Origin of the sequence: Terrimonas ginsenosidimutans, from assembly GCF_022012415.1 — a bacterium.
Taxonomy (GTDB): Bacteria; Bacteroidota; Bacteroidia; order Chitinophagales; family Chitinophagaceae; genus Terrimonas_A; species Terrimonas_A ginsenosidimutans.
This window is the reverse complement of record NZ_JAKLTR010000030.1, coordinates 1-25,693: the sequence shown is the minus strand read 5'-3', so window position 1 is coordinate 25,693 and position 25,693 is coordinate 1. Positions and strand designations below refer to the sequence as shown.

At 44.6% G+C, this 25,693-nt stretch carries 24 protein-coding genes; 11 read left to right on the top strand and 13 right to left on the bottom strand.

The window, feature by feature from the left end:
• Nucleotides 1-29: 29 nt before the first annotated feature.
• Genes LZZ85_RS27205 through LZZ85_RS27190 form a run of 4 tightly spaced genes read right to left on the bottom strand, consistent with a single transcriptional unit; the run spans nt 30 to nt 6,169 of the window.
• Nucleotides 30-3,083 carry an efflux RND transporter permease subunit gene (locus LZZ85_RS27205; protein ID WP_237877076.1) on the bottom strand — a complete coding sequence of 1,018 codons (3,054 nt, stop codon included), beginning with the start codon at nt 3,081-3,083 and terminating at the stop codon, nt 30-32.
• Nucleotides 3,084-3,091: 8 nt separating this feature from the next.
• On the bottom strand, nt 3,092-4,147 hold the full coding sequence (locus LZZ85_RS27200; RefSeq protein ID WP_237877074.1) for an efflux RND transporter periplasmic adaptor subunit: 1,056 nt from the start codon (nt 4,145-4,147) through the stop codon (nt 3,092-3,094).
• A gap of 10 nt (nt 4,148-4,157) precedes the next feature.
• On the bottom strand, nt 4,158-5,501 hold the full coding sequence (locus LZZ85_RS27195) for a TolC family protein (protein WP_237877072.1): 1,344 nt from the start codon (nt 5,499-5,501) through the stop codon (nt 4,158-4,160).
• Between the two features lie 50 nt (nt 5,502-5,551).
• Nucleotides 5,552-6,169 carry a TetR/AcrR family transcriptional regulator gene (locus LZZ85_RS27190; RefSeq protein WP_237877070.1) on the bottom strand — a complete coding sequence of 206 codons (618 nt, stop codon included), beginning with the start codon at nt 6,167-6,169 and terminating at the stop codon, nt 5,552-5,554.
• Nucleotides 6,170-6,364: 195 nt separating this feature from the next.
• Here LZZ85_RS27190 and LZZ85_RS27185 point away from each other — a divergent pair, with 195 nt between their 5' ends.
• The 6 genes from LZZ85_RS27185 to LZZ85_RS27160 all read left to right on the top strand — a co-directional run bounded on the left by LZZ85_RS27185 (nt 6,365) and on the right by LZZ85_RS27160 (nt 10,500).
• A complete protein-coding gene (locus LZZ85_RS27185; protein WP_237877068.1) occupies nt 6,365-7,054 on the top strand; it encodes a hypothetical protein in 690 nt (229 codons plus the stop codon).
• A gap of 82 nt (nt 7,055-7,136) precedes the next feature.
• Nucleotides 7,137-7,490 carry a response regulator transcription factor gene (locus LZZ85_RS27180; protein WP_237877066.1) on the top strand — a complete coding sequence of 118 codons (354 nt, stop codon included), beginning with the start codon at nt 7,137-7,139 and terminating at the stop codon, nt 7,488-7,490.
• A gap of 276 nt (nt 7,491-7,766) precedes the next feature.
• Nucleotides 7,767-8,717, top strand: coding sequence for an SPFH domain-containing protein (locus LZZ85_RS27175; protein ID WP_237877065.1), 951 nt, complete (start codon nt 7,767-7,769; stop codon nt 8,715-8,717).
• A 3-nt stretch (nt 8,718-8,720) separates the two neighbouring features.
• The gene (locus tag LZZ85_RS27170; protein WP_237877063.1) at nt 8,721-8,972 is read left to right on the top strand and encodes a hypothetical protein; all 252 of its coding nucleotides are present in this window, start codon (nt 8,721-8,723) and stop codon (nt 8,970-8,972) included.
• A 2-nt stretch (nt 8,973-8,974) separates the two neighbouring features.
• Complete coding sequence (locus LZZ85_RS27165) at nt 8,975-9,910, top strand: hypothetical protein (protein WP_237877061.1); 936 nt, start codon at nt 8,975-8,977, stop codon at nt 9,908-9,910.
• Nucleotides 9,911-9,921: 11 nt separating this feature from the next.
• Nucleotides 9,922-10,500 carry a DUF6620 family protein gene (locus tag LZZ85_RS27160; RefSeq protein ID WP_237877059.1) on the top strand — a complete coding sequence of 193 codons (579 nt, stop codon included), beginning with the start codon at nt 9,922-9,924 and terminating at the stop codon, nt 10,498-10,500.
• Between the two features lie 139 nt (nt 10,501-10,639).
• Here the strand turns inward: LZZ85_RS27160 and LZZ85_RS27155 are convergent, their stop codons facing one another.
• Nucleotides 10,640-11,008: a hypothetical protein gene (locus tag LZZ85_RS27155; protein ID WP_237877056.1), complete on the bottom strand. Its 369-nt coding sequence runs from the start codon at nt 11,006-11,008 to the stop codon at nt 10,640-10,642.
• 170 nt (nt 11,009-11,178) lie between these two features.
• On the opposite strand from LZZ85_RS27155, the gene LZZ85_RS27150 reads away from it, so the two are divergent.
• The gene (locus LZZ85_RS27150; RefSeq protein ID WP_237877054.1) at nt 11,179-11,685 is read left to right on the top strand and encodes a type VI secretion system tube protein Hcp; all 507 of its coding nucleotides are present in this window, start codon (nt 11,179-11,181) and stop codon (nt 11,683-11,685) included.
• Between the two features lie 19 nt (nt 11,686-11,704).
• Nucleotides 11,705-12,517: a M48 family metallopeptidase gene (locus LZZ85_RS27145; RefSeq protein WP_237877052.1), complete on the top strand. Its 813-nt coding sequence runs from the start codon at nt 11,705-11,707 to the stop codon at nt 12,515-12,517.
• Between the two features lie 6 nt (nt 12,518-12,523).
• Here the strand turns inward: LZZ85_RS27145 and LZZ85_RS27140 are convergent, their stop codons facing one another.
• On the bottom strand, nt 12,524-13,297 hold the full coding sequence (locus LZZ85_RS27140) for a helix-turn-helix domain-containing protein (RefSeq protein WP_237877110.1): 774 nt from the start codon (nt 13,295-13,297) through the stop codon (nt 12,524-12,526).
• 120 nt (nt 13,298-13,417) lie between these two features.
• Here LZZ85_RS27140 and LZZ85_RS27135 point away from each other — a divergent pair, with 120 nt between their 5' ends.
• The gene (locus LZZ85_RS27135; protein WP_237877050.1) at nt 13,418-14,329 is read left to right on the top strand and encodes an NAD(P)/FAD-dependent oxidoreductase; all 912 of its coding nucleotides are present in this window, start codon (nt 13,418-13,420) and stop codon (nt 14,327-14,329) included.
• Nucleotides 14,330-14,567: 238 nt separating this feature from the next.
• Here the strand turns inward: LZZ85_RS27135 and LZZ85_RS27130 are convergent, their stop codons facing one another.
• Both LZZ85_RS27130 and LZZ85_RS27125 read right to left on the bottom strand, forming a co-directional pair.
• Nucleotides 14,568-15,395 carry a DUF6492 family protein gene (locus LZZ85_RS27130; protein ID WP_237877048.1) on the bottom strand — a complete coding sequence of 276 codons (828 nt, stop codon included), beginning with the start codon at nt 15,393-15,395 and terminating at the stop codon, nt 14,568-14,570.
• Between the two features lie 33 nt (nt 15,396-15,428).
• Nucleotides 15,429-16,598, bottom strand: coding sequence for a glycosyltransferase (locus LZZ85_RS27125; RefSeq protein WP_237877046.1), 1,170 nt, complete (start codon nt 16,596-16,598; stop codon nt 15,429-15,431).
• A 106-nt stretch (nt 16,599-16,704) separates the two neighbouring features.
• Here LZZ85_RS27125 and LZZ85_RS27120 point away from each other — a divergent pair, with 106 nt between their 5' ends.
• Nucleotides 16,705-17,817, top strand: coding sequence for a glycosyltransferase (locus LZZ85_RS27120; protein ID WP_237877044.1), 1,113 nt, complete (start codon nt 16,705-16,707; stop codon nt 17,815-17,817).
• 6 nt (nt 17,818-17,823) lie between these two features.
• On the opposite strand, the gene LZZ85_RS27115 is transcribed toward LZZ85_RS27120, so the two are convergent.
• The 3 genes from LZZ85_RS27115 to LZZ85_RS27105 form a co-directional block, all read right to left on the bottom strand.
• The gene (locus LZZ85_RS27115; protein WP_237877042.1) at nt 17,824-18,672 is read right to left on the bottom strand and encodes a glycosyltransferase family 2 protein; all 849 of its coding nucleotides are present in this window, start codon (nt 18,670-18,672) and stop codon (nt 17,824-17,826) included.
• A complete protein-coding gene (locus tag LZZ85_RS27110; protein WP_237877040.1) occupies nt 18,669-19,484 on the bottom strand; it encodes a glycosyltransferase family 2 protein in 816 nt (271 codons plus the stop codon). Before LZZ85_RS27110 ends, LZZ85_RS27115 begins: the two co-directional genes overlap by 4 nt.
• A gap of 130 nt (nt 19,485-19,614) precedes the next feature.
• Nucleotides 19,615-21,198 (bottom strand): NHL domain-containing protein, encoded by a 1,584-nt coding sequence (locus LZZ85_RS27105; RefSeq protein WP_237877037.1) that lies wholly within the window; start codon nt 21,196-21,198, stop codon nt 19,615-19,617.
• Between the two features lie 207 nt (nt 21,199-21,405).
• Between LZZ85_RS27105 and LZZ85_RS27100 the strand changes: the two genes are divergently transcribed.
• Nucleotides 21,406-22,281, top strand: a complete 876-nt coding sequence (locus tag LZZ85_RS27100; protein ID WP_237877035.1) for a PfkB family carbohydrate kinase — start codon at nt 21,406-21,408, stop codon at nt 22,279-22,281.
• A 73-nt stretch (nt 22,282-22,354) separates the two neighbouring features.
• On the opposite strand, the gene LZZ85_RS27095 is transcribed toward LZZ85_RS27100, so the two are convergent.
• Nucleotides 22,355-25,147 (bottom strand): TonB-dependent receptor, encoded by a 2,793-nt coding sequence (locus tag LZZ85_RS27095; RefSeq protein WP_237877033.1) that lies wholly within the window; start codon nt 25,145-25,147, stop codon nt 22,355-22,357.
• Between the two features lie 136 nt (nt 25,148-25,283).
• Nucleotides 25,284-25,571: a hypothetical protein gene (locus LZZ85_RS27090; protein WP_237877031.1), complete on the bottom strand. Its 288-nt coding sequence runs from the start codon at nt 25,569-25,571 to the stop codon at nt 25,284-25,286.
• Nucleotides 25,572-25,693: the final 122 nt, after the last annotated feature.

Sequence of the window (25,693 nt, the reverse complement as noted above, 5' to 3'; positions counted from 1 at the left end):
TGGTTGTTTTTATCTATTCCAGTGGGCATTTATTCTTTGTCATCGATTCGCGGAGGAATCAACTTGTACATCACCGGCGTTACAATTCTGGCAAGCACGGTCGAACTGATCAATCCGCCAATCAGTACAATTGCCAGGGGAGATACAAGTGGGTTGGGGTTTAATGCGATCGGAAGAAGCCCGCAGATGGCGGTGATCGAAGTAAGAACCACGGGCAGGAAACGTGTTTCACCCGCTATATTAATTGCTTCATCAATACTATGACCTTCTGCCCGAAGCTGGTTGGTAAAGTCGACAAGTAACAATGAATTTTTTACCTGGATGCCAGAAAGCCCGATAAAGCCGATGATCGATACGAGTGACATGGGATTGCCGGTTATCAATAAGAATATCACGCCGCCTAAAATACCCAGCGGAATGATGGATAAAACGATGATAATTCCTTTGAATGTTTTGAACTGCAACAGTAGAACGCCGATAAACAGAAACCCACTCAAGAGTATTACTGCCAGAAAATTTCCACCGAGTGCGTCGCCTTCGGATTCCGCTTCGCCTGATAATTTGTAATAGTACCCCGGCGGAAGTTTGAGCTGATCCAGTTTTGGTACTATATCCTTTAAAATGTCGTTTGCGTAAACATTGTCTTTTGTAAGAGAAGTGACTTTAGCAAATCTCGCTTTGTTGAAGTGATTGATCGCTGTTGGAGAAGACTCAAATGCAATGCTGGCGATCTGGTCTAGTTGTATCGGTATACCTTGGATATTATTTACATATAGATTCTTCAACACATCAAGGGTTGAAAACTTTTCCCGTGGAAGGGTGATTACGACATTTCGTGCATCACCTTTATCGTCGATATAATCGCCGACATTGAGCCCGGCGACAGCCATTCGCACAACTTTATCTATATCGCTGGTGAGTACCCCTAATGTTCTTGCCTTTTCTCTGTTGATCACGATCTTTACATCAGATTTATTTACATTCAGTTCATTATTGATGTAAAACGTTCCCGGGTGTTTGCGAAGGATGTCTTCTATCTTAAAAGATAATGCCTGTAATGTGTCCTGATTTTCACCAAACACGCGGACTACGATGTTTGCTTCAATGGGAGAGCCCTGTTCGAAATCTTTCACCTCCACTTTAGCGTAAGGGAAATCTTTGAATTGCTGACGTAGTTTCCTGATCAGGTCTGTTTTGAGTTTAGGTGTTGCTTCGTCTTCCAATTGAACGAATATCTGTGCAAAGTCAGACTTGATATCTTGCTGGTGCACGTTATAATAGATCTGCGGATTTCCTTTGCCGACATTGGCTGTATAGTATACGATCTCCTTGTGATTTTTAAGTTCTCTTTCGATCAGTTTAGTCACACGGTCACTTTCGGGGATATCCGCTTGCAGTGGCAACTTCACATTGATTAGGAACATTGGTTTTTCTGATGTGGGAAAGAGTTTAAAGCCAGCGAGGGGAAATAACAGAAAGGCCAGCACACTCAGGGCGAGTGAAATAGCGATCGACACTTTTGGCCATTTCAGAGCCTTCGGCATGATCCTGCGGTAAGAGAAATTCAGGAACTTTTGTAAGTTTCTCAGGAAGAAGTTTCCTTCTCCATGAGTGTGTGTTTTCAGCAATCTGCTTCCGATGAAAGGAACTAGCGTAAGGGCAACGAGCATGGAAGCCAGCACGCTGGTGATAACGGCCATCGGCAGGCTACGGAGAAATTCACCGGCTACATCCGGCAGGAAGGCGAGAGGAAGAAAAGCGATCACTAGTGTAGCCGTACAACCCACAACGGCCATTCCTATCTGCTTCGTTCCTTTCAGGATTGCATCCTTTTTGGAGTGGCCTTCTCGCAGCCATCTTTCAATGTTTTCCACCACAACAATGCTGTCATCTACCAGCAGACCCAAAGCTACCACGAGGCCAACGATACTTAACTGGTTAAGGGAGTAGCCCAGCAAATTCAGGGTGATCAAACCGAGTGCAAGCGACAGGGGGATGGAGATCATCACGATCAGGGAAGCTCTGAATCCCAGGGGTAGAAGGGTGATCACAACCAACGCGATGGCCAGTATGAAATCAAATCCGAGATGTCCTAGACGCTGTGATACCATGTCCGCCTGATCAAAATTTTTCACCAGGTTTATATTTTCCGGCAGATCTTTCACAAATTCATCCAGTACGGGCATGTATTCGTCTTTTACGTTACTGATGTTGACATTATCTTTCATCGCAGCAGTAACAAGTACACATCGGTTTCCATTGATACGAGTGATGTGATTGACCGTGCCATCTTTATAACTCACCTCGGCCACATCTTTCAGGTAAATAATCTTACCGTTTGCATTATAAATAACTGTGTTGGCGACATCATCGACGTTTTTTAATTTTCCGCTTGTCTTTACGTTGAAGACTTTACTGTCGAGATTTATACTTCCCCCGGGAATATTGGCCGCTTCACTCTGCAGGCTTCCAATCACGACGTTTAGTGGAATTCTCAGCTGGGCCAGTTTATCCAGTTGCATATCTATACGGATCTCTTGTTCCGGAATGCCGGCATATTTGACTTCCTTGAGATTGGTGATTTTCTCCAACCTGCTTTTCAACAGATCAGCTTCGTCGCGTAGGGCTTTGGCCGAAGCGGTATTGGAGACAAGGGCAACCTGGAGAATTTTAACGTCGGCCGAAGAAACCTTTTCTGTTTTGATGAGATAAATGTCTTTGGGAAGTTCGCTGTTTTTCAGGGAGTTGATTTCTGTGGAAATCTCCTGGTATTTATTATCTACATCTACTCCATATTTGAATTTGGGTTGGATTACTGCAACACCATCCTCAACATAGGTCAGTATCTTATCGATATTCTCCAGCCCGTATATCTTGTTTTCTATCGACTTCACCACCTGCTCCTCCATATCTTTAGGGCTGGTACCAGGGTAGATCACGGTAATGATGTACTGGGGTGGATGCGTGGTAGGATCTTCCGATCTCGGCATCGTGAAAAGGGTCAATACACCTACGACCGCCACGAGTAGAAAGATGATCAGCGTGAACTGATAATTCTTTACAGAAAAGTTTGTGATTTTCATGTCGCGGTTTATTGAATGATTTTGATGGAAGATTGCTCATTGAGGTAAGCGCTGTTTGACACGACAATCTGTTCGTCGTTGGAAAACTTGTCTTTCAGGTACACTTTATTGTTGTCAAACTTCAGTATGGTGACCGGTATCTTTTTAACCTTGTTAAGCCCCTGCGTTGTAAACACGTACCCTTTATTTCCGTCGGCTTCGACAAGGGAAGCATATGGGATGACCATCATATCCCCGGTATTTTTCGTTTCGATCTCGGCTTTGCCGAATAATCCGACAGCAGGTGTTATAGCTCCGAGTGCCATCTTTAACTCTATCTGGAAAGAACTGCTGGCAATATCAGCCGCCTGTGACTTCCGGAATACTTTAGCCGGGAAGACTTGCTCGGGGAAGGCGTCCAACGTGACTGAGGCTTTATCGCCGATCTGGATAGTGGCCCATTCTTTATCCGTTACGCCTACTCTGAGGATCCAGTCGGAAGCTCCCGAACTTTCATTGATGGCGAGTACCGGCATTCCAGCATTGACTACCTCTCCTTCGTTGGCCAATTTCTTCGCAACGAAGCCGTTTGCGTCAGCATAGATATATGCGTACCTCTTGTTAAATTCAACTGCATCTACCGTCTTTCGCGCAATATCCAAATTGGTCTTTGCATTCTGCAATTGTTCGAGTGTGGCAACGCTATCGCGATAAAGGTTATCTGCCCTGGTAAAATCTCTTTTTGCTTTTTCATAGCCGAGACTGGCCTGCGTTGCCTGAGCGTCTATTTCTGTTATTTTAAGCGTGGCCAACAACTGTCCGCGTTTGAAAAACTGGCCTTCAGACACTTTTATACTTTCGATGATCCCGCCGATTTTGAAAGAATAATTTACTTCATTCTCCGTGGTTAGTAAGCCGGTTGAAGCGATTGAGAAAGAAGATGTCAACCGCTCAACGGCTATGGTCTTTACAGGAATCGTTTCATTGGCAAAGGTTGTCGCTTGCTGCTGATCTTTTTTTTCTACGCAAGAAGAAAGCAATGTTGTACCGGCTAGAAGCCAGAAAACAATTTTAGTTGTATACATAAGTTTTTTTTTATTTGATGAGCAATCCGGCATTGGCCCTTTCGATCTCTGATTGCCTGATCCATGTGTCATACAGGGAAATATTTGCCTGCAGTTGTGCTGAAACGAGTTGATTTTGCGCATCGAGCAATTCGATGAAGAGGGCCGAGCCTTCTTTGTATAGTCGTAACATATCTCTGTAATATTTCTCGGATGCATCAACCTGAGAGAGTGCTGCCTGGTAATTGATCACAGCGGCTTTGAACGTATTGGCGGATATTTTTACCTGTAATGCCAATTGCTGTGATACATAGCTGGTTTGAGCTTTGATATTATTCAAGTCGGCCTCCGCCTGTTTTACTTTATGTTTGTTTTTGCCACCAGAAAAAATGTTATATTCAAGAGAAAGGCCCAGAAAATAATACCTGGTGTTACTGTTGACCTTGAAATCAAAGCCCTGCGAACCGACGTCAAGGAAGGAATTCAGCTTTGGTCTTTTGTAAGAGTTGGCGAGCCCTACCAGGTTTTCGCTGATCGCTGAAGCGGTATTTAATTTGAGTAACTCTTCTCTGCGATTTACAGCTGTATCGCTTAGAATATTTATATCAGGAATGGCAGCGAGTGAGTCGGCAAGGATTGCGGAATTGAGGGGTTGATTAAGGAGAAAATTGAAATAGGCTTTCGCATTTTCCTGTGTCTGTTTTTCGGTATTAAGTTGAGCATTTATCTTAGTTACCTCATTTGTGCTCCTGATAACAGAAGTACGGTTTACTTTTTCATTGTTGAAAAGCGAAGTATTGATACGCTCATTTTCTTTCACCAGCGAGAGGGCGCTTTCATAGATACGGATTGCCTGCGTTGCTTTTAGATAATTATAATATGCGATCTTGATGTCTTTTGCGAGTTCTCTTTTGTAAATGCCGATTTCTGTTTTTTGCAGATCATATTGTTGTCCCTTTATCTTTTTATTATAATTCAGTTCAGCATTTATTATGGGGTAGATGGTATGAAGCCTGGCATCATAAAAATTATCCGGATTCAATAGGACGCTTTGGTTTTTAACCTGCGGAAAATTATTGCTTGCAGTCAGTTGGTTAAGTGTGGCGTAGACAGGATTCATCAGATCACCAATGGGGATATCCACTGTTCGCCCGCCACCAGCAAGCGTATAGGTGCTGTTGAAACTCACAGTCGGAAAAAATAGTGATTTTGCCTCCTTCAATGCATAAAGATTCTTTTCAAGAATGAATTGTTGCTGCTTTACGCTTTCGTTGTTACCCAATCCGAACTCTACATATCGTTCCAGATGGGTTTGGGAGGAAGCGGCATAGGGAACTGCCACAGCGAATGATACAGCCGTGATAAAACGTCTCATTGATCGTTGTTTTTATAATGAACATTGTTCAGTAAAGGCGCAAAAAAAACTTATAGTCTGGTAATTAGTTTTGCAAACTCTGCAAAGCCTTCGGACACGATGGTCTCAGGGTTCTTTATGTTTACGCCGATACATCGTTTGCTGATCTCCAGGCTGCACATGCCGTGCACAAGGCTCCAGACCATGAATGCCAGCGGTTCAGACTTATGGCCAGTGAAATGACCTTCGGAAATACATTGTTTTACTGTAGTATGCAACACATCAAACGCGCCCTTCCCTTCATTCCATTCGCCTTCATTAATGGCATCGAGGAACTCCATGGGCGCTTTCAGGTTAAACATTAGGTCATACATATCCGGATTATCACCTGCGAATTGAATATATACCTTGCAAAGGGCTTTTAGCCGTTCCAGAGGATCGCTTACGTTATATAAAACTTTAAAGTCACCGCTGAGCTGAGAAAACCCCTGGCTATGCAAGGCATACAATATGGCATTCTTATCTTTAAAATACAGATAAACAGTCCCTACGCTGTAATCGATGCTTTCAGCGATGCTGCGAATGGTAGTTTGCTCGACGCCCTTCTCAACAAACAGCTTCTTAGCTGACTTCAATATCAGGTTTCTCAAATCTTCTTTTTCCCTGGCTTTTCGATCTGCAATCCCCATATCATTCAATTATGGCACAAAATAAATGAACATTGTTCATTTATCAAAATTTATTTTTCAGATGAGTCTTTCGGAATTACTGATTTGACCGCAATATTGAATGCAGCTACAGGGCGGTTTTATTTAAATACACGACCTCCGTGTTATGTCAAACTTAATTTTCTTCGGGCAGGCCCACTGCTTCACCGTATAAACGTGAAGACTGTTTTTTACACGTCTTGCAGTCTGAAGAGTGCGGGCGTTGAGATGCGCAAAGCGGGGCATACTTCTGTGACCTATTTCTCTTTCCAATTGTTCGATATAAGTTTGTGCGACAGTCTTGTTCGGATGTCAATGACGACCAATAACACCGGGCAACAGCTGTTGCTATCTGAATCATTAACCGAAATTATGAGCGCGCATATGGGAAGCTATAAACGAAGGGACTTGAATGACCGTTATTACCAATTGGAAATTTTTGAATGTCCTAAGGAAATCATACTCTTTGCAGCGGGGTTAGGGAGCGATAACGTCACTATCGAAAATTTCTCGCACTATGGCAGAAAGCGTGCTGACTTTCGATTTGAGATACTCACAGGAGAGTTATCGTTGAATCCATTATTGAAAAAGTTTGATGTCGATATATCAATTACCAGGATTGATTTTTTAAGGTTTATTGATGTGTGGGACGAACAAGGCTGTTATGCGGTTTTTCATGACATCACTCCACTGAAATTCAAGGCAACTGATTTACCGGAAAGTCAACGGTACCCCGCGTTACTGAATTTTGGTTGGACGGTTGAAGTAGCGGTTCCCGGTGCGGCTTCAGATGGATGGGCCAAGATCACCTCTCCCAATAAGAAAATCATAGAGCAGATAGAACAGGAACTGAATATCTTCCGTTAGCAATGCGGCTGTAAACGGCATTTCATCATATTTCTGTGTCGTTCATTTTTTCTTGTTACATTTTCATCAGTAAAGAATCAGTATGAAACAGATTATTCTCGTGGAAGACGATCCCGCCATCACCGATACGCTCAGGCTCTTCATTCAGGCAATGGGTTTTGAACTTACCGCTTATCGTGACGGCAATGCTATTCTTTCCGGATTGAAAACCTTACCTGATCTATTCCTGCTCGATAAACAATTGCCCGGCATAGATGGTCTTGATATTTGTCGTTTCCTGAAGTCAAAAAAAGAAACACAAAACATCCCGGTTGTCATAATGTCAGCAAGTCCGTCAGTTATCCCCCTCTCAAAACTTGCAGGTGCGGACGAAGTTATAATCAAGCCCTACGAGTTGATTGAAATGCGTGAACTGCTCTTTAAATTTATTCAATAGCCTTTATTTTTAGTGACTGGTATTTTTTTGCTCATTTATCTTTTTGTTATTTTCTGTTCTTTAACTGTTATACTCTCTAAAGGATTTTTGATACACGAATATCTTTTTTCGGCTAACTGACATGAATTATTTACGGCCCATTTATTGCAATAGAATTTTCACTTTTGTGAATGATAAGCCTGCACAATGGTGATGGGGCTGTTGCTTTTGATGATAATGTGTGGTGGAATGCTTTACTGGTTGATCAGGCTTTTTCTTACATCAAACAGGGTATACATGAAATCACCATTCATCGACATTATTGAGGGCATTACGCCAGATCCTAATCTGCTGATGTGGAAACATGAAGATGCGGATAAGGAGATCAAGAACGGAGCGAAGCTTACTGTACGTGAATCGCAGGTTGCTGTTTTCCTGAACGAAGGTCAACTCGCAGATACGTTTCTGCCGGGTCTTCATACGCTCGCAACCGAGAATATTCCGATCTTAAGCCGGCTCAAAGGATGGAAGTATGGATTCAACAGTCCATTTAAAGCCGACGTCTACTTTATCAATACTCGCCAGTTCGTTAATCTTAAATGGGGAACGCCGGCACCGGTGCTGATGCGTGATCCGGAATTCGGCCAGGTCCGGATCAGGGCGTTTGGTACGTTTGATATACAGGTAAAAGATATCGCCGCTTTTTTCCGGCAGTATGCGGGTTCTTATAAGACATTCTCCATTTTTGAATTGCAACATGAGTTGCGTGATTTTATTGCGCCAAAATTCGGAGAAGTACTGGCTCAACAGAATATTTCGGTGAAGGATGTGGCAGGTAATGTGACAGAACTTGGCCGTAAAGTAGAGCCCTATCTGCGGCCATATTTTGCACAGTTCGGAATTGAGCTGGTCACGTTTACTATCACCTGCGTTACTCTTCCCGAAGAAGTTTCTGCGCATTACGATAGGATCACCAATATGAATATGGTGAGTGATATGGATAAGTATACCCGGTTCAATACGGCACAGGCCATCGGGGAAAAAGGTACGGCACTGAACGAGGCCACTGCAAATACGGTAGCAATGGGGATAATGATGAATCAGGTTCAGCAGGGTCAATCGTCCACTCCGTCCTTCACGGATAATATCGCCGGAAGACTGCAGCAATTGAAAACACTTTTTGAGAATGGCCTGATCGATGAATCGGAATACAAAGCCAAAAAAGCTGAACTGATTGAAAAACTGTAAATCATGTCAGACGGAAAGAAATCTCTTACATTACTGGAGAAGATGAAACAGAAGGCCATGATGCAGAAATCTTATGGGGGAGAATTTATTGAGGAGTCTGCAAAGCTTACTGCCAGGGTTTGCCCGAACTGTGGTGCTGGGCGCGCCGCTCATGATGGGTTGACACATTGCGCCTATTGCAGTTTTGAATTTCTTTCTGTGAAGCTGACTGATGGCATCAATATCAAAAAACAGGATAATTCCTCAAATACATAAGCATGCCCGGATTTTTTGAGAAGACAGCAAAAGATGGTCAGAATAGTGAAGCTATAAAGGAAATACAGGAAACCCGGGACCGGTTCATTGTTTTCATTGGCAAGCTGGAAGATAAATTGAAAGAGTTTGGTGAGGCTTCGATACCGGAACTGCAATCATTGCTTGATACGGATACAGATGAGTTCAAGAGAAGTTATCACAGAATGAGAGCTGCAGTGCTTGGACAGATCGAAAGCATAAGGAAAAAGGCGGTCGATGTGAAGGAGGAGAAAATCGATACGCTGTGGTATTCCTATAATGATCAGAAGATCCCTAAGATGTGTTACCAGTTTCGTGATGAGTGTTACGAAAGGCATCACCAGCTTGATGCGCTTTGTTCGGCTTACAGGGAACGGGTGGAAGATACCGGCGTGGAAGATTTCGAAGTAAAGTATCAGCGGATCCTGGATGAGCACGATGCTATCAAGGGTAAGTTCCGTTGTACACAATGTGGAAGCCCGATCACGATTGACAGGATCTATTTTACCACTACCTATATCACGTGTGTGGCCTGCCAAACCAGGAATACGTTTGAGCCAGGGTCACAGGCAAGGTTGCTGGAACATGTAGCCCGAAGTCTTGCTGAGCAAAGAACAAAGCAATTGCTGAAAGAGCACGATGCGATACCGGAGAAAGTGCATGATCTGTATTTGCAGGCCCATCGCCTGGAGTTAAGCCTGATACATGAAAAGGATAAAGGTGTTCTTGCGCAAAAGAGAAAGCAGATAGACGAGCGGCGGAGTCAAAAAGAGGTGTTGGAAAAGAAACGCCCGGATCTGTACTACACCTATCTGCGGGCGATGTTTGATGAATGGAACAGCCTCAACCCGGCACTGGCGGAGGAACATGAAAAATTCTATACAAGGTTATTGACCGATTACAAACAGTATAAACTTTAAGCGATCAGACTATGAGCAATCCCTTATTAGAGCCGATCCACGGCGTTTCTTTGTATGATTATGCAGCAATATCTGCAAAAATGGCTTCCGGTATTGATGTAAAGGAGATCTGTAAAAAGCTTGGCATCGAGCCCGCAGTGTTCGAAGAAGCGTCTGCATTGTGGGTAACGCGTATGCAGGAAGATGGTACCTGGGAGGTGACAACACAATTCGGGCAGTACTTCGGAGACGCGGAGAATCATCCAAAGCTGAAAGACCTTCAGCCGGAAGTTAGTGATGAAGGAAAAGATAACCTGCAGAAAATGACCACAGACCGATACTTTTATGAAGAGTTGAATGGCGCAAGACAGGCGGCATACGAATACGGTTATGATGGAGCACAATGGATCCAGGACAATTTTGGTATCTCACTCGGAGATTTTCAGGGCGTGGCGATGAAATGGATGCAGGTGCAGAACCAGGAGATGAGCGGAGGCAATTATGAGAACATTCAGCATTATGTTGATCATCAACAAAAAAAGCAACAGGAATATGCAGCAAAGTTTGCTGCGGAACAGGGAGGGAATGTGGCGGATGATGTGGAGTTTTAAGGGACGAATAGAATGTATTTAAGTAAGCGCCCGGATCATAGTTCCGGGCGTTTTAAATTGAAGTAAATGAGAAGATAAGGAACTGAACATGAGCATTCACTATCCTCCCTCTTCAAATCAGTGCAGCTAACTATCCTGTTTATTCTTCTTCCCACTGCGTTAGATCGTCAACAGGAGCTGGTAATCTTCCTTCCAGCCATTGGGCCAGGTCGTTGGGGGTGAAGTCCGGTGTTGTCGATTCAATAACCCAGGATAAGAACTCCCGTGCTCCGCCATTGAGATATGGGGGAGGAGACACCGGGTAAAATGCAGTTGGCAGCCGCTCTTCAACCGAGATATAGTTTACAACAAATGCGAGCTCCTGTACTACTCTCCACGATAATGGATGATCAATGTCCAATTGAAACTTTATCCACCATAAACCGCTGTCTGTCCTTCCTTTTGCAATAGAGTGACCCATGCCCGGAAGCTTTTGCATGAAAGCGATAAGGCTGTCAAAATATCCCATATTTTAAGGATTTTCCCGAAAGTTCATTCGATGGTCATCGGTCATCGGCCATCGAGCTAGTGTAGAAAGATATCTTAACTAAATGACATTGCTGTTAAATCCCCTGAAAGAGGGATTTACCCGTCTTCCAACAAAAATTACTTTTATCTCAAGGTCTAAACAACAACAATATGAAAAAAATAATTCTTTCTCTGCTTATCATCGCGCCGCTGATGCTGATGGCGCAACGTTCTTCCACCGAAGATTTTGGAAAGTTTACCAATGCGGAAGGCGCCGCTATTAAAGGCAGCTCATTAGCGCGCGGATTCGAAAGGCAAATAGAAGTCGACAACCTTGTTGCCGCTTCAACGAATAATAATACTTCTCTAAGCTTCTCCATGCCCGCCGGCGCTGCAACAAATGAATTCCGGAATGCACTTAACAATGGAAAGAAACTAAAGTCCGGGGAGATCGTCGTTACTGTACTGTCTGCAGATCGGCGCATAACAAAGCACAAGATCAATATGGAAGACATCACCGTATTGTCTTGCGAGGATAAAAACGGGAATACATTGTTAACGCTCGATGCAACACGTATTGGGTGGACGTATTACACCAGTGATCGTTCGGGTAAGCAAACCATCAGCAGCAAGAGTGGGTGGGATGCTGCTAAGAAACAAGCCTGGACGGGATTCTGAAAATTAAAACTCCTGCATTATGAAACGACTTGAATATGCTGTAGTCTTTGTACTTGTATCATTCCTGGTCACATCGTGTAAAACAGTTCCGGTAACCGGCCGGAAACAGTTAAATCTTGTTCCCGAGTTCATGCTGAATGAGATGTCATTTACTCAATACGATTCAGTAGTGAAAGTTAGTCCAACGCTTTCTTTATTTGACAGCAGAGCAATGATGGTGAATAGAGTAGGATCGAGAATACAGCGGGCTGTCGAAAGTTATATGCAGCAGAATAACCTTAATAAAGATCTGAAGAATTTTCAATGGACATTCAATACGATCGATGAAAACCTGGTAAATGCCTGGTGCATGCCGGGAGGGAAGGTGGTGGTGTATACGGGACTGTTGCCGGTTTCTCAGACAGAAGCCGGGCTGGCGGTAGTGATGGGTCACGAAATTGCACACGCCATCGCACGCCATGGTAATGAACGAATGAGTGACGGATTGCTGGTCGGTCTGGGAGGGCTTGTATTACAGGAAGCGCTCAAAAAGAAAAAGGAGGAAACCCAGGCGTTGTTCCTGGCTTTATATATGATCGGATCAAACCTCGCGCTTGCGCTTCCTAATAGCCGCATGCAGGAAAGCGAAGCAGATAAGCTGGGGCTGATCTTTATGAGTATGGCGGGATATGATCCGTCAGAAGCTGTTCCTTTCTGGGAGAGAATGGCGTCAGTTAACAAGAATAAGGTGCCGGAGTTTTTGTCCACTCATCCGGGCGATCAGACCAGGATCAAAAATCTGCAGGCTTTGATCCCGGAGATAAAAAGCAAGTATTATAGTGAAAGACAATAGGGCTTCTTATGGTATCTGCGATTTCTTCTGATACAGTTGGGGAGTGGTACCCGTATACCGGCGAAAGTCTTTGATGAAATGAGCCTGATCAAAGAACTTATGCTCATGACAAATATCCATCAACGACTTTTGCTCATTAAGGTCGTTCAGCACGGAATGAAAGCGGATGATCGAAGCAAATTTCTTTGGGCTGGCTCCTACAAGTTTCCGGAAACGCTTCTCAAGCGGACTTTGACTGATCAGTAGTTTCTTACTGAGCGCCGCCATTTGTACGCTTCCTTTATTTGCGCAGATCAGCCTGACCGCATCCTTTATAACATGATCCTGTTGGATATCCTTCAGTTGTAAAAGGAAGAATCTTTCCATGATAGCAATCCGCTGCTGATCCGTTGTAGCTGCGGCCAGTTTTTCTTCCGCCTGTCTTACTTTTTGTTTGTCAAAAATATTGTCCAGCGAAATGCTGAGATCAAATAATTCGTTTGCCGGACAAACGGTGAAATTTCCGAGGCCTGTTTCAGTAAAGTAAACCAGTACTGTTCCTGTCTCCGCATGGCTTTTAAAACTACGGACGCTATCCAGTATGCCCGTGATGCCAGCCCCTGACAATGTCATTTTCTCCTTGTCGCGGATCACCGAAAGACTGCCGCGATATTGAAATCCTAATACCAGCCCGGTTCCCGGAAAAACCTGGTATGCCTGCTCCCCACTACTCTCGGAGATCACAAACTGCCGAATATAGGGCCGCAGCCGCTCGCATGGTATGATCGTTTCAAACTTCATCAATATGCCGAAGTTGAGATAAATCGGGAGATGATACTTCTTCAGTAGAACTATTAATTGCAACTATGTTGCAAAGTAGTTATCTTTGACCTGCTGAATTTTTCACAATCAACTCTTACTATGAGCAAACTGCAACTGTACGATGTGATCATTGTTGGTGGAAGCTATGCTGGCCTTTCGGCTGCAATGACCCTTGGCCGCGCGAAAAGATACGTTCTTGTGATCGACGATAATAATCCCTGTAACAGGCAAACTCCGCATTCCCATAATCTGATCACGCATGACGGCGAACCTCCTGCTGAGATCAGGCGAAAAGCTCTTGAGCAGGTGATGCGTTACGACACAGTTTCTTTTTATGATGGAACTGCGATTGCAGTGAATAATCGTCAGACCTATTTTGAGACCCATACATCGCAGGGGGATGTATTCAGTTCCAAAAAAATAATTTTCACTACCGGCGTAACCGATATCATGCCTTCCATCAAAGGTTTTGCAGAGTGCTGGGGTATTTCGGTATTGCATTGTCCATATTGTCACGGATACGAAGTAAAGGATACGCCGCTTGCCGTTATCGCCAATGAGAAGATGGCCTATGAATACAGTAGGTTGATCCATCACTGGAGTAAGGATTTGAAGCTTTTTACCAATGGGAAATCCACCCTTGCGGAGGAGCAGACCGCTGCTTTGAGATCGCATGGCATTGAAATCATAGAAGATGAGATAACAGAGCTGCAACATAAAGGTGGCGAATTGAAACAATTGATCGTGAAAAGCGGAAAAGCATATCCCCTGACTGCTGTTTTTGCGAAAGCCCCATTCACGCAACATTGTACTATTCCTCAGCAGCTGGGCTGTGAGTTGAATGAACAAGGTTTGATCAGGGTTGATGATTTTCAGCATACCAATGTTCATGGCATTTTTGCCGCGGGAGATAACAGCACGCTATTCCGATCGGTGGGTGTGGTGATTGCCGCTGGTATTAAAGCAGGTGCAATGGCGAATCATCAATTAATAGAAGAGGAGTTCCGGTAATGATCACAAGGTACAATGGAATTATGAGGAACACAAGGTGTGAGAACGGAAATGCACCGCCATCAGGTGGTTCAAATACAGTGGAGCCTATGGGTCATTGCGTTTTTAACAGCGATGGAACCATGCAGGTTCCTGGCAATGATAAAAGGGCGGCAGGCGGGGATCAGTAATCTTCGCTAGACAAAGCTTACATAAGATGGATTGATATTGCCTTCGGGATCAGTCCGGATTTTAAAACTTATTTGAAGAAAGTGTACCATCTTTTCTTTTTTACAACATGCCAGTTGCTTTGCTTAATAATGCCCATGTAAGTTTTTTTCAACCGGTCAATATCAAAATAGGGTGATTCCAGTTCAAATTGTTTCTTATAATGATACACTTTGAAAAAACCTTCTACCGGCCAGATATCGATCAGTTTTGTCATTCGCAGGTACTCTCCATAAACGACAGTTTCGGATGGCAAAGCTGACTGATGTAATTCGGCAAGAAAGCTTTCGAATGTATAACCTTTCGGTTCAAGATAATGCTCATGAAAATGCTGCCATACTTTGGCTGACCACAGATACGGTGAAGGTCCATAGTCCCATCGTTTACCATGTGTGCCGAAGTGGTCGCGGACCGAGCTGAGCGCCTTTACATAGAAAAGTTCTGAGGAATCATGACCGATGATCTCCATCGTGTCAAGAAAAGATTTCCCTTCATGCATGATAGTATACGGCGTGTTGTCATCATACATGAAATCGCTGACATAAAAGTCACGGATAAATTCACTGTCCGAATCAATGCAAAGATAATTATGGCATACTCCAAGCTTGTAAAATTGGGCTTTAACGATCTGCTGATAGACCCAGCCATGTGTCATATTTTTGCAGGTGACGATCTCGCTGTCCTTTATCAGTATGATGTTTCCTTTGATCCTCTTCCGGAAGAAATCATGATCCATATCGTTTACTGACATGTATACAGGAATATCATCCCTGTTGAACTTCTCAATAGAGCGAAGAAGATTCTCTGCCCGTTCATAGTCGGGCTTGTATGTTTTGATATAGAGAACGATTTTTTCCAAAGCTTTATGTGTATGTAGTGAATGCCTGTGTTGTTACGGTGTAATGTTCAATGCCTTGTCGAGATCCGCATAAACGGCCGTCTTTGAAAAATGTTTTTTAAAGTAAGCCCTTCCCAGTTCGCTTTGTTTTTTATATTCCGTATCGTTGTTGAGCAGCAGCATAATATTCCCGGCAAAGCTTTTTGCATCATTTGCGACAAGGCAACCGTTATTGCTTTTATCGGGAATGCCGTCTATACCGCCGGTGGTACAAACTACGGGCAAACCGAATGCCATTGCCTCTATTACTTTGATCTTGATCCCGGTTCCAGAGAGCATGGGACAGATAGAAACGCTTGACCTGTTGTAGTAATCATCCAGCTTCCCGGCAAACTCAATGCGGGTGATATTGGGGATGTTTTGCGGAACATGCTGAAGTATATTTCCGATGATGCAAATATTCAGATCTGCAGGAAGTAAAGGGTACACCTCATCCAGGAACCATTTGACAGATCGTTGGTTATGGGGGCTATGTGTTGCTACATAGATCAGGTCAAACTCGGCAGGCTTAGGCTCAGGCATCGGATCATCCTTCATCATTGTAATAAAATGGACCTTGCCGGGGAAGAACTGTTTGAAAAAGTAAGTCTCTTCCATCGAGATCGCCCAGATCTGATCAAACTGTCCAACTCTTTGCAATTCATCTCCCATTGCCGCACCGATATTGATCCCGGGATCATGCTGGTGCTGGGATGTAAGCAGGTCATGGGTGTCAATGATCGTAACCGCATGCTGCAGAAAAGGATTATCTCTGATCAGGTCCGCCCAGTAAGCATAGCTGATAATGATGTAATCATATTTATTCTTTTGCAGAATAGCGTCGAACTGATCACGCAGATGCAGCGTGGTATGATTAGGGATTGAATGTTTTGCTCTTCGCAGCTTCTTTTCAAACAGGATGTGTTTGATCTTGTAAGAAAAAAAATAATGGAGCGAATTCGTTTTGACGGGTTTTCTTCTCAGCACCCAAAGATTCGTGGCGAGTGTTGCTTTTTCAAAAGCCTCAATGGTTTCCTTTGTATAACGTCCCCAATGTAGTTTGCTGATAAAATCAACCTGCATGCTTCTGTCACGGAAATAGTTCAACAGGCCTAATGCTCTTGAGATGCTGCCGCTGTTCCGGTCGGCAGGATTTAATGGAAAGAAATAAAGTACTTTTTTCAAATGAGTAATATTAGTATGACCGGTTAGTGTGTGGAGCGGTGTAAAATAAATAAAAACGACCACATAACGTCTCTGGCAGAAAGAGCTATATACTATATTTGATATAATGTCTTTATACCGGTCCATAGATATTGTTATTCCATCATACAGATTGGACATCTCCTTTTTGGATCCTTTGATCAGTATGGATCAGCCGGCAGGCTGGACGATCCGTTTTTTTCTTATAGCGGATAATCCGGATGTGAAGATCCCCGCCGTGATTGCCGCGTGGCAGCAGGAGGGAAGGATCCGGCTGATCGTAAATCCTGAGAATCTCGGTCCGGGCGGCACCCGCAATATCGGGATCCATGCCGGTTCGGCTAAATGGATCCTTTTTCTTGATGATGATGTACTGCCAATGCCGGGTCTGCTGGAAGCTTACACCAGAGCGATAGACCAGTATCCTGACGCTATTGGTTTTGTAGGGGTGACCGAATTCCCCGAACCGATCAATGCTACTACACACGCACTGATCATCAATGGGTCGATCGGTCATTTTGATCTTGCAAAATATAAGCCGTCCATGGTATGGTCTCCTACGGCGAATGTGATGCTCAACCGTTCAAAAATGGATCCTGCCTTGTTTGACGTGTCCTTGCAAAAAAGCGGGGAAGATATTGATTTCATGGTACGGAGCAGCTTTTTGTATAATGAAGAGTACAGGTCTGTTCCGGAGGCTATAGTGAAACATCCCTGGTGGAACAATGGTAAAGTTCAGACAGGTCGGTTATTCAGATATGGCGGCGGAGGCAGCGAGATCGCAAGGTTGCCGCATATCTACCGGTACACCTATCTTGATTTTGCCAATTCGATGGAGATCTGGGCTTTATTGCTTATCCTTCTTCCGTTGGGTATCACGTTTGGGTTTGTGCATTCCCTTTTTGCAATCGGGACGAGTGTGATTGTTGCGGAGGTTTTTACGAACCTGATCAGGGCATGGGTAAAAGCGAGGGTGTTCTCTGTGGCAATAGCATTTCAGCTGACCTGGATCAGGACGGTATATGAAGCGGGTTATTTATACGCGGCATTATCCGCCAATACCTGGAAAGGTATTATGCGAAGGGCCGACCTGGGCTTTGTAAAACCCAATCCCAGTCCATTCCGGCTGAACCGTTATAAGATCCTAAAGATGATTTTTATGGGGGTATTGCTCACGCTGTATTATGTATTTTTCGCCTGAGCTTAGCTACAATGCCTTACTTGAGATAGGTGTTGTAATTGGTATAGCGTCCTTTCTGACCTGAAGATAACCATCTGCGCAGGTAGTTGTGCCGCTATTGACGACCTGGAGATAGATGCCATGATTAAAGGCTGCCCTCCCCCGGTCATTATAAGTATGGTGAAGGTGATATCCGATCGCCAGAAGCTTCACGCGTTTCTGAAGTATGCCGGCATTTACCAGCCGTGCGGCAAGTTCAATGTCCTCATGCCCCCAGCCCTGCATCTGGTTATTATAGCCATTCACGGCAATAAAGTCAGCACGCCAGTAGGCACAATTTGATCCGTGAATATTATCGGAACGTCTTCTGCGTTTGGTGAGAAAAAACGCCAGCAATGGGAGACGGAGCGCGTTGATGCGGTTTTTAATGCCGTTTGAGAATATGGATGGAGGGGCATATTTTTTTAAAAAGAGAAGCTCTTTTGTTTTTTCTTCACTCAGCAGGACCCGGCTTGCCCGGATATAGGTCCCCTGTTCCTGCACGCGTAAATGGTCTTCAATAAACTTAGGGTGAAGGATGATGTCTCCATCAATTTGAATTATATAAGCGCAATCGGTATAAGAAATGACCTGGTTGATGATCTCCGTTTTCCTGAAGCCGTCATCATGTTGCCAGAAGTGGCGCACAGGTACAGGGCATTTTTCCCGGAAAGCGTCGATTACTTTTCTCGTTTCATTCCCGGATCCGTCGTCAGCGATAATGACCTCATCCGGCATACGGGTTTGATGCAGTATACTTTGGAAAACTAAATCAAGCGCTTCCGGCCAGTTATAGGTCGAGATGAGCAGGGCGGCTGAAGGGTCGTTTTTTCTCAAGCAGGTGTCAGGTATTTGTTAATTCCGTTAATACAAAAACTATGCTGCAAACGAATCGTTTCCTCCAACAGGTGTTCATTATGTGCCAGTCGGGGTTTGGGGTTGATGGGGTGATACAGGTGAAATGCGATGCCGCCCAGCTTCAGGAATCGCTTTTCATAACCGGCGTTCAGCAATCGGGCGACGAACTCTTTGTCTTCCGAACCCCAGCCGGTAAAGTCTTCATTGTAGCCGTTCACGCTGATGGCGTCGTCTTTCCAGAAGGCCATATTGCAACCATGTATTTCATACCGTTCCAGGCCTTTATTCTTATAGTTAGTCTCAAAAAGTGGCCAGAGAATGGGTACTCTGATGCCGCTTGTTTTATTGGTGACGCCTTTATTCCGGATGGAAATTTTGCTTTGCTTAAGGTGCAGCAATTTTTTGGTCAAACTATCATCGAGGTAGATCCTGCTGGCTCTCACAAAGCTTTTCTTTTTTGCAAAACGTAAATGATCGGCAATAAAGTATTTATGCAAAAGAATATCGCCATCTATCTGTATGATATAGTTTCCGCTGGCAGCGGCGATCGCTTTGTTGCGGATAGCGGCCAGCCGGAAACCCTGGTCCTCATGCCAGATATGTTTGACCGGCACTGGGGATCTGTTTTTAAAGGCGTCTACCACCTGCCTGGTTGGAGATCCTGAGCCGTCGTCTGCTATAACGATCTCTCCGGGCAATTCTGTTTGAAGTAAAATACTGTTAAGGCAAAGCTCGAGGGCTTCCGGCCAGTTATACGTGGAGATAATAATTGAGGAAGATGGTGTTCCCATAGTTGATGGTTTAATGAAGGTACGTGATTGCCATCATTCCCAACAGCCTTATTGTTTTCTGTATAAAAGATAAATACGAAAAGCCCGGCATCGTAAGTATACGAGCCGGGCTCTCTCTCTATTCTCCGTCCTATTTACTTAATACTATTTTCTTGATCTTTCTGTTACCTGTGTCACTTATATAAAACGTCTTTGTACCGTCATTTTCTTCGATCATGGCAATGCCTTCCGGGGTGAAGAAAAGAGCCTGGCTGGCTGGCCCTTCCGTATCGCCGGAATTGTTGCCTCCGAAGATCACCGACTCAACTCCGGCTTTGGTGTATTTCTTTATATGATTATTTCTTTTGAAAACCACGTAAGCGGTTTCTTCCTGATCGACCACTATCTGGCAGGGGGCAGTATTCACGCTGAGTATGCCGCCGATCGTGCTGACAAAGCCTCCCGTACTGATCCTGCGGGTCTTTCCGGCTCCTTTTTCTGTTACGTATAATGTTCCATCAGCAGCAAGATGCAAGCCGCCTGGAGAGGGAATGCCTGCTTTGAGCAGTTCGCCATCTTTGGAAGAATTCGTGCCATCACCTGCGTAGTCGGAAACTTCGTTTGTTACAAGGTTGATCTTGCGGATCTTATTGTTTCCGTTGTCTCCTACATAAAGAACAGTTCCCGCCGGGTTTACGGCTACTCCATAAGGCAGGGCGAATGAAGCCGCAGTTCCTGTCCCGTTATTACTGCCTGCGGTGGAGTTCCCTGCGATCGTACTCACTATCCCGTTGGTGCTGATCTTTCTGATGGAATGATTGAACTGGTCAGCTACATATAAAGTACCCGCCTGGTCTATTGCAATGGATGAGGGCATATCGAAGCGCGCCGTGTTGGCCTGACCGTCGGCGGATCCTTTTATGCCGCTGCCGGCATAGGTGGTTACCTGCCCGGCAGGTGTGATCTTCCTGATACGGTTCAGGTCGGTGACATACAGGTTACGATCCGCGTCCACCGCTATGCCAAGGGGTTGGAGAAACTGCGCCTGCGTTCCCATGCCGTCTGCACTTCCTCCGGTACCAGAACCGGCAAATGTGGTCACAACTGTTTGGTCATAGATCAGGGCTTTTTCTTTGGTGAATGTTTTGCCGTTTGCAGTTACCGTCACATCATAGGTACCGGTTTTAATATTGGCGGGAAGGTCTACGACCAATTGATTGGCAACTGCAGTTTTTACGACGGCCACCATGGTCCCGATCTTTACCTGGTTGTTTGCCGGTATTCTTCCAAATCCTCTGCCATTCAATGTTATAGATGTGGTACCAGGAAATGCTGATGCTGGTGTGACGGTTACTATCTCCAGGTCACCTGCTGAATAGCGGAAGGCACCTGTTTTTGTAGCCGATCTGCCATTAGCCTTGACGCTTACATCGTAAGGTCCGTCTACAAGAGCGAGCGGAACTTCAGTAACCAATTGGGTGATCGCGGCGGTCCTAATGATTGCGGGTACCGTTCCGAACAGCACTTCATTATCCTCCACTTTGCTGCCAAATCCCGAGCCATTGATGATGATCATAACAGTATTTGGATTAACATCCCCTGGGCTTACCTCATTGATTTTCAGTGATTGATTCTGGCCACCGCCGCCGCCGGGGGTTGGATCAGGATCCTGATTGTCCGGTTTGCTACACGAGAAAAGAATGACCATTGCGGCCACCGCAAGAATTTTTTGCATGGTTGATAAGGTTTGTGTTGTTGAAAATGCGTAGTGCGGTGGTAGGTTGGGATGGCAGCAATAGGGTAAAGCTAGCTAATCAGGGTCTTGCTATTGGTGCGTGGTGAACTAACTGTTTTTTTATCAAAATGAACTGAGGGATTGAACTGCTGAAGCTGCAAGCGGTTTCAGGAAATCGGTATTTTTGCGCCCTTATAATACAATTGCATGTACGATATCTGTTGTGTAGGACATATTACGCTTGATAAAATTGTGACCCCCGGCCGGCAGGTGGAAATGCCCGGCGGCACTTCCTATTATTTTTCCAACGCTATCCGGCAAATGGATGTGCGTTACCTGCTGGTAACGGCAGTTGCACCCTCCGAGAAACGGTTTGTGGAGATGCTTAACTCCCAGGGGATTGAAATCAAGGCATTTGACAGCGAACAAACCGTTTGCTTCGAGAATATTTACCGGGAGGATATGGATCACCGGGAACAAAAGGTCTGGGCTCAGTCAGACCCGTTCCATACAGCACAACTGGAAGGGACCGAGGCCCGCATCTTTCATCTTGGACCTTTACTCGCGGGTGATATCCCTGGCGACCTGATCCGCTTTTTGTCGGAAAAAGGAATCGTATCAATGGATGCACAGGGATTTTTACGGGAAGTGCGGGAACATGCGGTGTATCCTGTCGACTGGCCCGCTAAAAAGGAATTGCTTGCTTACGTGGATGTATTGAAGGCCAATGAAGAGGAAATGCACGTGCTCACCGGAGAAAAAGACATCCGGAAAGGCGCCGCGATCCTCGCAAGCTGGGGAGTAAAAGAAGTACTGATCACGCTCGGCAGTAAAGGTTCCGTCATATTAACAAATGATCAGTATTATGATATACCAGCCTTTATTAACGGCCCCGCTATAGACGCTACAGGTTGTGGAGACACTTATATGGCAGGATACCTGTATCAAAGAGCGAAAGGTGTTGCTCCTGATCAGGCCGCCGTATTTGCGTCAGCAATGGCTGGTTTGAAAGTAATGGCGTCCGGACCGTTTACGGGTACGGAGGTGGATGTTGAAAGAATGATCGATAATAATTCTAATTAAAAAGTCAAAAAGTAAAAAGCTTCAGTCAGGAGAGTCTTTCCCGACTGAAGCTTTTTACTTTTTGGGTTTTTAATCAGAACAGTATGAACCCGTTATTTCTGCCACCGACCTTCGCTCCGAAGTTGCGGATATTATACGTAAATGTTAACAGGAAATAACGGCGAAGAATGATCGATTCTGTATCCTGAATATAGTTCTCTCTCACACTGCGCATTACGCTGATATTCTGATTCAGCAAGTCGTATACAGACAGCTTCAACTGACCTTTATCCTGTTTAAGGAAAAGGACATTCACTGCGGCATTCCAGCGGAATGATGATTTTTGAATACCGGGAGCCACCTGCGGATTATAGAAATAATCAAGTGTACTTTCCCATACAATGTGTTTCGGCATACGTACAATAACTTCTGTGCTTGTGGAATGTCTCCAGACTTCTAGTGATGGGTAAGCGTTGGATTCGTACGTGGTTTTATTAAAGCTCGGGCCATACCGCTGCGTAAATTCAAACTTATCATTCCAGTTCAGTGTGAAGTTCGCTGATGGAGAGAGGCTGGTCGTGGTGGCATTGCTCCGGTTCTGATTTATTATGACAAATGTTCTCCCTAAGTTCGCATTAAGGTTCATACCTGTAGAGAACTTCAGGACACTGCTGAATTTATATTGCTTACGTACATTGAGATTAAGGGAGGCATTCCAGGTGCCATCCACGTTGATCGGTCTTGTGGTCTGCACTCCGTTGTCACTCACCGATCTTTCTCTGATGATCGCGTCCTGGTTGTAAGTAAAGTTTGTATTGAAGTTAAAGGTGAGCTGTCTCTTTATATTGTTGATATAGGTATAAATGCCGGCACTATGCGCAACAGTAGGGTTAAGATCCGGGTTACCAAAAGACTGGTAGAGTGGATTTGTATTATTTACGACAGGCTGAAGATCTGTTGCGTTTGGCTCTCTCAGGTTCGCATTATAGTTCATGCTCCATTGCTTATAAGTTACATTCAACGAAGGCATCACATACGTATAATTTTGCCTGATGGTAGGATTTTTTCTGAACTGATTGTCGAGGTTCAGGGTACGAAGATTGGCTCCTGCCGTGAAGTTGAACTTAGCAGTTGGCGCGAATCGTAAGCCACCATAAGTAGTGTTACGCCATCCTGATCTTTCTAATCCATTGGTGAGATCAGGATCCGGAATGATGTATTCTCCTGTCAGCGGATCAAACTCATACGTGTCTATATAATCCTTATTGCTGAAATATTCAGTGGTCTGGTTCAGGCGTAAAGACATCTTTTTGGTCAGTGGTTCGTTGTATCCCAGATATGCCCTTGTATTAAGCGAATTCTGATCCTGCTGGCGTAACTGGCGAAGGGAAGTGGTCGACGGATTTTTATAAAATATATTCTCTGCATCATTGAACTGCGGAGTTTCGGCGGAGTTATAACCGACCGTTATCGAAGCATATAATGTCCTGCCTTTTTTTCGGAATTGCTTATTAAGGTAAAGTTCGTGACTTGTGGCAAATCCGTCACTGCTGCGACGCAGTTCATTTGTGCTTTCGTTCAGCTTTGGCTCAAAATTGCTGAATGATTCGATCTGTGTCAGTGAAGTTGCATCTGAGTTGGTGAAAGTGAATGAAGGTCTGTATTCCAGCGTGGATGAAAATGAATCAATCTTGATCTTAACAGTACCGGATATGCGATGTGATTTGTCATAAGCTTCGCCGCTGTTGATCGTCCGGGTGGTAAGTGTGGTGTCGTTAAAAAATTGCTCGTTGTTGATCCGCTGACCCGTTGTTGTTTTATTTTCTCCATAGAAATACTGCATGCTCAGCGTTGTTCTTTTCCCAAGTAGCGTGTTGACATTTATACCGCCACCTGAAGAGCGCTGAATTCCGCCGCCTCCCATCCCGCCGAAAGAAATATCATTGATCGCAAAACCTCCTTCACTACTAATAGAGAGCATGTTGACGTTACTCCGGGAGAAGCCACCGATATTCATAACATCCTGCATACTGAAGCCGGACCGGCTAAGATTGTTTGTGTAACCGAGCAGGCTTACCTGCAGGGTATCACGGAACATGTTCACTATTCCGCCGCCTTCAAACCGGTCTTCTGTACCAGCCCCTGCATACAATTTCCCAAACCATCCCTGTTTAATTGCTTTCTTTAATTTCAGGTTGATCACCTGTCCAACTTCACCGGCAGTGAGATCAGGATTACGAAGCAACTCTTCTTTGTCATCAGTGACCTGTACTTTGTCGATCAGGTTCGCCGGAAGGTTTTTCGAAGCGATCTTCGGATCACTGCCAAAGAACTCTTTGCCTTCAACCAGTAATCTGTTTACTTTCCGGCCATTGACCATGATATTTCCATCACGGTCAACATCAACACCGGGCATCTTTTTCAGCAGGTCTTCAACGAGGGCTGTTGGTAAGGTTTTGAATGCGGCTGCATTAAATTCAATCGTGTCTTTACGGACCACTACTGGCGGGCGTTCTGATATTAGCAGTACCTCCTCCATTTCTTTTACATCAGCCTCAAGTTTCAGGGTACCAAGTTCGAGTGTTGGAGATTCTTCCGTAAGGGTGAACTCTTTTCGCCATACGGCGGATCCTGTTGCCGTAACTACGACCCTGAGCTCTTTTTGAAAAGGAAGAGAGGGCACTTTGAACTTTCCCTGTTCATCACTTAAGCGATAGGTGATGATCGCAGTGTCCCTTGCGCTGAACACTGTTATCGTTGCAAATACGATAGGCTTCTTGCCGGAGGTATCGGTAAGTGTACCCGACAACACGCCTTTTTGTGCAAACGAGATGGCTGGCAGTACTAGAATGGCCAGTAGCAGAACGAGCAGTTTGGTTTTTTCCATGGCTATACTTATGCAGTAAAAATAAAGGAAAAAACGGTATAACTAAACTTTTAGTTTTACGAATATTATGTTAATTGTTATTAACATACGTCCTGATGTGATAAGGTCCGGAGTGATAATGGAGATGGTGAGTTTATTACATTTTAAGGTTAAAACGTTTGAAGATTTCTTTTGTAATTGTCCTGAAATTCTCCGTCATTTCATCCAGAGTGCAGCTAAGCATTTTGATGTTAAGCGGCAAGGTCTCTTTCATTTCCACGAAATCTACCTGAAGGAAGTTTTTATCATCCGCATCCTCAGTACCTTTCATTTTCCTGAAAATAGCTAACGAGGTGTCCTCATCTTCGCCGACAAAGAATTTTCCATATTTTTCAAAACCGGATCCGGTTTTGATATTCAACGTAATATAAAATCCTCTTTCCATAGTACACGCATTTCTGCATACTTCTTTCAACTAAAGTGCCAAAGAAGGAGAAGGGGGATGATCGTTGACCGTTGACCGTTGACCGTTGTCCGTTGACCGTTGTCCGGAATTCAAGCGAGGTG

Bases quoted from the DNA above. Each gene is read 5' to 3' on its own strand.
- LZZ85_RS27205 (WP_237877076.1), bottom strand. From the start codon at position 3,083: ATGAAAATCACAAACTTTTCTGTAAAGAATTATCAGTTCACGCTGATC.
- LZZ85_RS27200 (WP_237877074.1), bottom strand. From the start codon at position 4,147: ATGTATACAACTAAAATTGTTTTCTGGCTTCTAGCCGGTACAACATTG.
- LZZ85_RS27195 (WP_237877072.1), bottom strand. From the start codon at position 5,501: ATGAGACGTTTTATCACGGCTGTATCATTCGCTGTGGCAGTTCCCTAT.
- LZZ85_RS27190 (WP_237877070.1), bottom strand. From the start codon at position 6,169: ATGGGGATTGCAGATCGAAAAGCCAGGGAAAAAGAAGATTTGAGAAAC.
- LZZ85_RS27180 (WP_237877066.1), top strand. From the start codon at position 7,137: ATGAAACAGATTATTCTCGTGGAAGACGATCCCGCCATCACCGATACG.
- LZZ85_RS27175 (WP_237877065.1), top strand. From the start codon at position 7,767: ATGAAATCACCATTCATCGACATTATTGAGGGCATTACGCCAGATCCT.
- LZZ85_RS27170 (WP_237877063.1), top strand. From the start codon at position 8,721: ATGTCAGACGGAAAGAAATCTCTTACATTACTGGAGAAGATGAAACAG.
- LZZ85_RS27165 (WP_237877061.1), top strand. From the start codon at position 8,975: ATGCCCGGATTTTTTGAGAAGACAGCAAAAGATGGTCAGAATAGTGAA.
- LZZ85_RS27160 (WP_237877059.1), top strand. From the start codon at position 9,922: ATGAGCAATCCCTTATTAGAGCCGATCCACGGCGTTTCTTTGTATGAT.
- LZZ85_RS27155 (WP_237877056.1), bottom strand. From the start codon at position 11,008: ATGGGATATTTTGACAGCCTTATCGCTTTCATGCAAAAGCTTCCGGGC.
- LZZ85_RS27150 (WP_237877054.1), top strand. From the start codon at position 11,179: ATGAAAAAAATAATTCTTTCTCTGCTTATCATCGCGCCGCTGATGCTG.
- LZZ85_RS27145 (WP_237877052.1), top strand. From the start codon at position 11,705: ATGAAACGACTTGAATATGCTGTAGTCTTTGTACTTGTATCATTCCTG.
- LZZ85_RS27140 (WP_237877110.1), bottom strand. From the start codon at position 13,297: ATGAAGTTTGAAACGATCATACCATGCGAGCGGCTGCGGCCCTATATT.
- LZZ85_RS27135 (WP_237877050.1), top strand. From the start codon at position 13,418: ATGAGCAAACTGCAACTGTACGATGTGATCATTGTTGGTGGAAGCTAT.
- LZZ85_RS27120 (WP_237877044.1), top strand. From the start codon at position 16,705: ATGTCTTTATACCGGTCCATAGATATTGTTATTCCATCATACAGATTG.
- LZZ85_RS27110 (WP_237877040.1), bottom strand. From the start codon at position 19,484: ATGGGAACACCATCTTCCTCAATTATTATCTCCACGTATAACTGGCCG.
- LZZ85_RS27105 (WP_237877037.1), bottom strand. From the start codon at position 21,198: ATGCAAAAAATTCTTGCGGTGGCCGCAATGGTCATTCTTTTCTCGTGT.
- LZZ85_RS27100 (WP_237877035.1), top strand. From the start codon at position 21,406: ATGTACGATATCTGTTGTGTAGGACATATTACGCTTGATAAAATTGTG.
- LZZ85_RS27095 (WP_237877033.1), bottom strand. From the start codon at position 25,147: ATGGAAAAAACCAAACTGCTCGTTCTGCTACTGGCCATTCTAGTACTG.
- LZZ85_RS27090 (WP_237877031.1), bottom strand. From the start codon at position 25,571: ATGGAAAGAGGATTTTATATTACGTTGAATATCAAAACCGGATCCGGT.